Below are 7,254 nucleotides of genomic sequence, written 5' to 3' on the forward strand. Positions count from 1 at the left end.
GCAACAAAGCCTCCGGCATGTAAGAAGGAAGGGGAAAAGTATGAATCTCTAGAACCTAAATATGCAGTTTTGAGTCCTAACTTGCCTAATTCAGAAACGATTTTCTGTTTCGTATGTAATGATACTCATATTGTAAGCAGAGAAGACTGCCCGCAACCAACATGTCCTGGGAATGTTTTAAGTGAGGAATATTGTATTTGTTGTACTTGTGGTGAAGATTGCTTTTAAAAATTTATAAATTTTTTATTCGAGTTAGTAATATTAAAAATTAAATGTAGTAATTAATCTACAGTAAGACAATAAAATTAAATCTGCTACAATTGCGCCAATTTTAAGTTATCACTTCACTAGTTTGATACACATTGATAAGTGTGTACAAAACTGTGTACATATTGAAGATTTCCCTTATGTTTAAAGAGCAATTAGCTAAAGAAGTAGCTACTCGCAGGACTTTTGCGATTATTTCCCACCCCGATGCCGGTAAGACCACCATGACAGAAAAGCTGCTGTTATGGGGTAAAGCCATCCAGATTGCCGGGATGGTGAAAAGCCGTAAGTCAGACCGTGCAGCGACCTCTGACTGGATGGAAATGGAAAAAGAACGCGGTATTTCCATCACCACATCGGTCATGCAGTTCCCATATAAAAATCATGTGATTAACTTACTTGATACCCCGGGGCATGAAGACTTCTCGGAAGATACTTACCGTACATTGACTGCAGTTGACTCTGCGTTGATGGTGATTGATGGTGCAAAAGGTGTCGAAGAACGTACTATCAAATTAATGGAAGTGTGTCGTATGCGCGATACACCGATTGTCTCTTTCGTCAACAAAATGGACCGTGAAATCCGTGAACCATTAGAACTGCTGGATGAAATTGAAAACGTTCTGAAAATCCGCTGTGTCCCGATTACCTGGCCGATGGGTACAGGTCGTGACTTTGCTGGTGTATATAACATTCTTGAAGAAAAATTTTACGTCTACAAGGCCGGTTTTGGTTCAACCATTACCGATATTGAAATTCGTGATGGTTATGATCATGCAGACTTGCGTGAAAAAGTCGGTGATCTGGCTTTTGCAGCTTTCGAAGAATCGCTGGAACTGGTGCAAATGGCCAATGATCCATTAGATCCTGAAGAGTTTCTGGCCGGTCGTCAAACCCCCGTGCTGTTCGGTACCGCTTTGGGTAACTTCGGGGTAGATCATGTTTTGAATGCCTTCATTCAATGGGCGCCAAAACCGAAAGCGCATCCGACCCATGAGCGTGCTGTGGACGCGACCGAAGAAGGTTTCACTGGATTTGTCTTTAAAATTCAGGCCAATATGGATCCAAAACACCGTGACCGTATTGCGTTCATGCGTATCTGTTCAGGTAAGTATGAAAAAGGTTTGAAAATGAACCATGTGCGTCTGGGTAAAGATGTACGGATCAGTGATGCCTTAACTTTCTTGGCCGGTGAACGTGAACATCTGGAAGAAGCGTGGCCCGGTGATATTATTGGTTTGCACAACCACGGTACCATTCAGATTGGCGATACTTTCACTTCCGGTGAAAACTTGCATTTCACAGGTATTCCACACTTTGCTCCAGAAATGTTCCGTCGTGTTCGTTTAAAAGATCCTTTGAAATCCAAACAGTTACAAAAGGGTTTAAAAGAGCTTTCAGAAGAAGGTGCAACGCAGGTATTTATGCCACAAAACAGCAATGACCTGATTGTGGGTGCGGTGGGTGTGCTGCAGTTTGATGTGGTGGCGTATCGTCTGAAAGAAGAATATAAAGTCGATTGTGTCTATGAGCCGGTGAGCATTAATACAGTACGTTGGGTTTCATGTGAAGATGAAAAGAAATTCAACGAATTCAAGAAAAAAGCGCACGATCAATTATCCATTGATGGCGGTGGTCATTTGACTTACCTGGCACCAAGTCGTGTGAACCTGCAATTGATGCAAGAGCGTTATCCGGACATCCAGTTCCGCGCGACACGCGAACACTAAAAAATGAAAATAAAACAGCTTCTTTATGAGGCTGTTTTATTAGGGTCTGTTGACATTTCATAAATGGCTTGCGTTGTAGGCTAAAATTGAGCAATGAGATGTATACATCGTAAAAATGAAATTCAAAGAATGGTGGTTCCATTTTTAAATTTCATGACACAGTTTGAGATAATTTTAGCCACAACCCTTCGGGACTAGAGTATTTTTTGACGCTACGTCGTTGTGAACTACGCATTTAGAATGACTAAATTTTGTAGTTCACGCCTTGTATCCTCTAAAAAATACTCATAGTCGCAAACATAGACGAATTGTCAACAGACCCTATATAGACTGATTTAGATAGACAAATTAATTAAGAAAAAGAGTTTTCAGCATGAACAGGAAAATAGTGGGTGCATCAGTGATAGCCTTAGGTCTGATCCTCAGTGCCTGTGATTCTTCAAAACAAGAAAATAAACAAAACAAAGAGCAACAAAGCACGGTATCGGTATTTAAAACCGAGCAAGCAGAAGTTTTGCCCTATTTAAATATTCAGGAACAGGAAGCCAAAATTGCTTTGCCTTTCTGTGAAACCAAAAATTGTATCGATTTGAATATTCAAACAGTTCATACCGAAGATGCTTGGTTAAATGATTGGATTGCCAAGAGTCAGGCGGTTGTAATTCAAGATCAGATTGGCCTGAAACAGAACATGAGTCTGCAGCAGGCAATTAATGCCTATGTGAAAAAGTCTGATGCCTGGCAAGCTGAATTTTCCAAAAATAAAGCGTATGAACTTTCGATGTATACACGGATTGCCTATCAGCGGAATCAATATGTGCTGATGCAGTTAGGCGTGGATAGCAAGCAGGAAGGTGTTGCAGTAAAGGAACGTTATTACTTTTTTGTGGCGGATCGCAAAAAGCAGAAGGCGGTGACAGTACTGGATGTGATGGAGCCTAAACAGCAAACGGCCATGAATGAGATTGTGCAGCAGGCATATCAAAAATGGTTAAAGCAGCAGAAAGCTGAAGTGAAACAGAAAGCACCGAAAAAACTGTATTGGGGGCAGGCGGATTGGTTCTTTGATCAAGAAGGGGTTGGTCTACATTATCGGACCCACGAAATTGTGCAAGATGGTGCCCAGCTGGACATTTATTTAAGCAAAGAACAAACCAAGCAGATCTTGAAAGTTGATGTTTATCAGCATATGTTCTAATCATCCAGAGTAAATACAGACGTCTAGCAAAATTAATTTACCCAATTAACGTGATAGGTCAGATGATGCTAAAAAGTAAAATAGTCTTTACCATGAGCTTTCTTGCTGTAGCAATTGCATTAACAGCATGCCAGCCTAAACAGAAGGAACCGAAAGAAGAACCAGCGAAACCTGTGCAAACAGCTCATGCTGAAGTATTAAAATTGGCCGGGGATACGGAAAAGCTCACTTTAGATTTACCTGAATGTGATGGTAACAGCTGTCCAGAAATTTCGATTGAACGTCTGTCCAGTAATCAGGCATTTATTGATGAATTTATGGATCAGCAGATTTTAAAACAGCTGGATCAAATTCTGGATATTTCTCCCAAGTTACTCAAAACAGATCGGCAGGAACCTGTTGCTGAAAAATCTAATCATGCAGACGCGCCAGATCAGACTGCTGAATCAGCAGCATCAGTTGCACTTGAAACGCCTAAACAAAAAATGGAACAGCAGGTTGTTCCTTATTTGACGACATTTTTAACCCTGGATAAGGAATTAAAGGCCTTAAGCGCCAATCATCAGATTAGCCTGATGATCAAGCCGAAAATTCTGAGTGCCGATCTGCCATTAGCCACGGTGGTGTTAAATTCCAGCAGCTATTTGGGCGGGGCACACGGTTCATCGGCACAGCGTTATTATAATTTTGATTTAAAAAAGAAAAAATTGGTCGAACTGAACGACATTTTGCTTCCGAAGCAAAAAGCAGCCTTGGAGCAGAAAGCACATGAAGTGTTCAAAAGCTGGGTGATTGAATCGAAGTTGGCCAATAGTGTCGATGAATATGAACAGGCCTGGAAATTTAGCTTGTCGGATAATTTCTATTTATCGCCCCAAGGGCTGATTTTACAATATGGTGAATATGAAATTGGTCCTTATGTGGTAGGTCTGCCACGTTTGACCATTCCTTATGAACAATTGCAAACCGTGCTGAAAAAAGAATATTTGCCACAGCCAGAACCTCAAGCTGCCGTTGCTGCAAGTAAAGCAAATACTGAAAAAGCCAAATCTTGATGTCTTATATACTGTTTGATACCCATACCCATTTTGATGTTCCCGATTTTGATCATGATCGGGAACAGCTGGCACATGCTGCTAAAGCGGTTGGGGTAGAACGCCTGATTTTGATTGGTTTTGTGCAGTCGCGGTTTCAGGATTTGCTCCGTAGTCAGCAGTTTTTAAATCAATTACAGGATGTACCGAAAAGTTATCTGGCGCCGGGATTGCATCCTTTTTATATTGAGCAGCATCAAACAACCCATCTTGCAGATTTAGAATCATTATTAAAAACAGAAGATTGTGTGGCGATTGGTGAAATCGGCTTGGATACTTTTTTGCAGCAGCACAAGCAGCCAAATCTGTTTCAGAAGCAACAGGACTTTTTTGCCGCCCAACTTGAATTGGCACAGCAGTTTGATAAGCCGGTGTTATTGCATATCCGCAAAGCCCATGCCGAAACATTGGCACTGTTGAAACGGCAGCAATTTAAACTGGGTGGTATTGCCCATGCCTTTAGTGGCGGGATAGAAGAAGCCAAGGCCTTTATTAAACTGGGTTTTAAAATAGGAGTCACCGGACAAATCACTAATCCCAACGCGAAAAAATTACATGCCGTGGTTCAGGCCATTGGTGCTGAACATTTGGTATTGGAAACAGACTGTCCCGATATGACGCCCTTATGTTGCCAAAGTTCAACCGAACATCGAACCCGCAATACACCTGTTAATTTGCCTTATGTTTTAGAAGGCTTGGCGCAATCTCTTCAATTAGACGGCAACCTGCTGGCTGCCCAACTTTGGCAGAATTCTCTGGATACTTTAAGACTCTCGGCATAAAAAATGATTGTAAAATAACCTTTTATCGATAAATATTCGTATTTGGCCCTAGGCTTTGCTATGAATAGGTTTTGATGGATGTTCTTTTGTGGAATGTTAAAAGATCCATTTTTTATTCTTAAAAGCTGTCTATACTATTTTTAAAATCTAAATGACAAGAATGAGTGAATTATGCAAAGTAATAACCCCATTTTGACCCGTGTGGAAACCCACAGCGATTTTAGCAACACCATGACCGTGCAAGGTGCGATTCAAAAGTCGGTGCTGTTAACAGTTATTGCTGCTGTTGTTGGTTTATCACTATTTTTTTATAGCTTTATGACTTTGAATTTATCGATGGCCTATTCCGCAGCTATGGTGGGCGCGATCGGTGGATTTATTCTGGCATTGATCACTACATTTAAGCCAAATACAGCGCCGACATTGGCCATTCCGTATGCCCTGTTTGAAGGCGCATTTTTAGGCGGAATTTCGGTAATATTTCAGCTGAAATATCCGGGTGTTCCATTACAGGCTTTACTTGCCACTTTTGTTACCACGCTAGTGATGTTTGGCCTATATCGTTTTCAGATTATTCGTGCGACAGAAAAATTTAAGGCAGTAGTGATGTCTGCTTCAATTGCGATAGCGATTGTTTTTGTGGTGCAAATGATCATGGGATTGGCTTTTGGTTCAACGATTCCTTATATCTTTGAAAGCAATTGGCTTGGTATTGGCTTTGCTGCATTTGTGGCTGTGATTGCTTCTTTAAACCTGATTCTTGACTTTGACCTGATTGAATCATGCGCTGCACAGTATGCACCAAAAGCCATGGAATGGTTGTGTGGTATTGCTTTGTTGGCCACTCTGGTCTGGATGTATTATTCCTTCCTGCGTTTGCTGAGCCTGTTTCAAGGGGATGATTAATCCGCCCAGCAATAAACATGAAGCAATTAAACTGAAAGAGAGATCTTGAAAAAAAAAGCTCCCACAGCGTGGGAGCTTTTTTTCGGTTTTTACAGAACATGTTAAAAAAAGGCGCATTATGCAATTTCGCAAATGCTTCAGACTTGGCATTATGCTGGTAAATTATTTAGAGTGAGATTCACATGGCACAAGGACTATTGGCGGGTAAGCGTTTTCTCATCGCGGGTATTGCAAGTAAATTATCAATTGCATTTGGTATTGCTCAAGCCCTCCACCGTGAAGGTGCTGAGTTGGCCTTTACTTATCCAAATGAAAAATTAAAAAAACGTGTTGATGACTTTGCTGAGCAATTCGGTTCAACTTTGGTTTTCCCTTGTGACGTGGCTGTAGATGCTGAAATTGACACGGCTTTTGCAGAATTGGCAAAACATTGGGATGGTTTGGATGGTGTGGTTCATTCAATCGGTTTCGCGCCAGCGCATACTTTAGATGGTGACTTTACCGATGTTACCGACCGTGAAGGTTTTAACATTGCCCATGACATTAGTGCATACAGTTTTATTGCCATGGCACGTGCTGCGAAACCTTTGTTAAAAGTTCGTCAAGGTTGTTTATTGACTTTGACTTACCAAGGTTCTGAACGTGTAATGCCGAATTACAACGTCATGGGTATGGCCAAAGCCTCTTTGGAAGCGGGTGTACGTTACCTGGCTTCTAGCCTTGGTGCTGAAGGCATTCGTGTGAATGCGATTTCTGCAGGCCCAATCCGTACATTGGCCGCTTCAGGAATTAAATCATTCCGTAAAATGCTCGACTTGAATGAAAAAGTTGCGCCACTTAAGCGTAATGTGACTATTGAAGATGTGGGTAATGCGGCATTATTCCTGTGCTCACCTTGGGCTAATGGTATTACTGGTGAAATTATGTATGTTGATGCCGGCTTTAATACTGTGGGTATGAGCGCTGATTTGATGGCAGATGCTGAATAAGCCTAGCTGCTATCCTTTTTCTTCTGATAGAGAAGGGTGAAATTCCCTCTCCCTTTGGGAGAGGGTTAGGGTGAGGGGGTTAAAATCCCTCCCAGCCTCCCTTTAATAAAGGGAGGAGTAAAAGACAATAAAAAAGACCGCATATGCGGTCTTTTTTACATCTTAGATTAGCATTTGAAGTGCAACACCATGTTCTTGGAATAATACCTGACTCGGGCTTCTAAATCCGAGTCTTTTTCTTGGGCGATGATTCAAACGTTGAGTGATTTCTGAAATATAAGCATCCGA

At 41.4% G+C, this 7,254-nt stretch carries 6 protein-coding genes; all 6 read left to right on the forward strand.

The window, feature by feature from the left end; all coding sequences use genetic code 11:
• The first annotated feature begins 407 nt into the window (after positions 1-407).
• The 6 genes from FB6_RS02810 (at position 408) to FB6_RS02835 (ending at position 6,966) form a co-directional block, all read left to right on the forward strand.
• Positions 408-1,997, forward strand: coding sequence for a peptide chain release factor 3 (locus FB6_RS02810; RefSeq protein ID WP_174558545.1), 1,590 nt, complete (start codon positions 408-410; stop codon positions 1,995-1,997).
• 373 nt (positions 1,998-2,370) lie between these two features.
• Positions 2,371-3,195, forward strand: a complete 825-nt coding sequence (locus FB6_RS02815; RefSeq protein WP_174558546.1) for a hypothetical protein — start codon at positions 2,371-2,373, stop codon at positions 3,193-3,195.
• A 65-nt stretch (positions 3,196-3,260) separates the two neighbouring features.
• Positions 3,261-4,250 (forward strand): RsiV family protein, encoded by a 990-nt coding sequence (locus FB6_RS02820; RefSeq protein WP_174558547.1) that lies wholly within the window; start codon positions 3,261-3,263, stop codon positions 4,248-4,250.
• A complete protein-coding gene (locus FB6_RS02825) occupies positions 4,250-5,071 on the forward strand; it encodes a TatD family hydrolase (protein WP_174558548.1) in 822 nt (273 codons plus the stop codon). Before FB6_RS02820 ends, FB6_RS02825 begins: the two co-directional genes overlap by 1 nt.
• 171 nt (positions 5,072-5,242) lie before the next feature.
• Positions 5,243-5,977, forward strand: a complete 735-nt coding sequence (locus FB6_RS02830; protein WP_174558549.1) for a Bax inhibitor-1/YccA family protein — start codon at positions 5,243-5,245, stop codon at positions 5,975-5,977.
• Positions 5,978-6,159: 182 nt separating this feature from the next.
• On the forward strand, positions 6,160-6,966 hold the full coding sequence (locus FB6_RS02835; protein ID WP_174558550.1) for an enoyl-ACP reductase FabI: 807 nt from the start codon (positions 6,160-6,162) through the stop codon (positions 6,964-6,966).
• Positions 6,967-7,254 lie beyond the last annotated feature (288 nt).

Source organism: Acinetobacter bouvetii (assembly GCF_902753875.1).
Taxonomy (GTDB): Bacteria; Pseudomonadota; Gammaproteobacteria; order Pseudomonadales; family Moraxellaceae; genus Acinetobacter; species Acinetobacter bouvetii_A.

Coding starts and splice junctions, on each gene's coding strand:
- FB6_RS02810 (WP_174558545.1), top strand. CDS start 408: ATGTTTAAAGAGCAATTAGCTAAAGAAGTAGCTACTCGCAGGACTTTT.
- FB6_RS02815 (WP_174558546.1), top strand. CDS start 2,371: ATGAACAGGAAAATAGTGGGTGCATCAGTGATAGCCTTAGGTCTGATC.
- FB6_RS02820 (WP_174558547.1), top strand. CDS start 3,261: ATGCTAAAAAGTAAAATAGTCTTTACCATGAGCTTTCTTGCTGTAGCA.
- FB6_RS02825 (WP_174558548.1), top strand. CDS start 4,250: ATGTCTTATATACTGTTTGATACCCATACCCATTTTGATGTTCCCGAT.
- FB6_RS02830 (WP_174558549.1), top strand. CDS start 5,243: ATGCAAAGTAATAACCCCATTTTGACCCGTGTGGAAACCCACAGCGAT.
- FB6_RS02835 (WP_174558550.1), top strand. CDS start 6,160: ATGGCACAAGGACTATTGGCGGGTAAGCGTTTTCTCATCGCGGGTATT.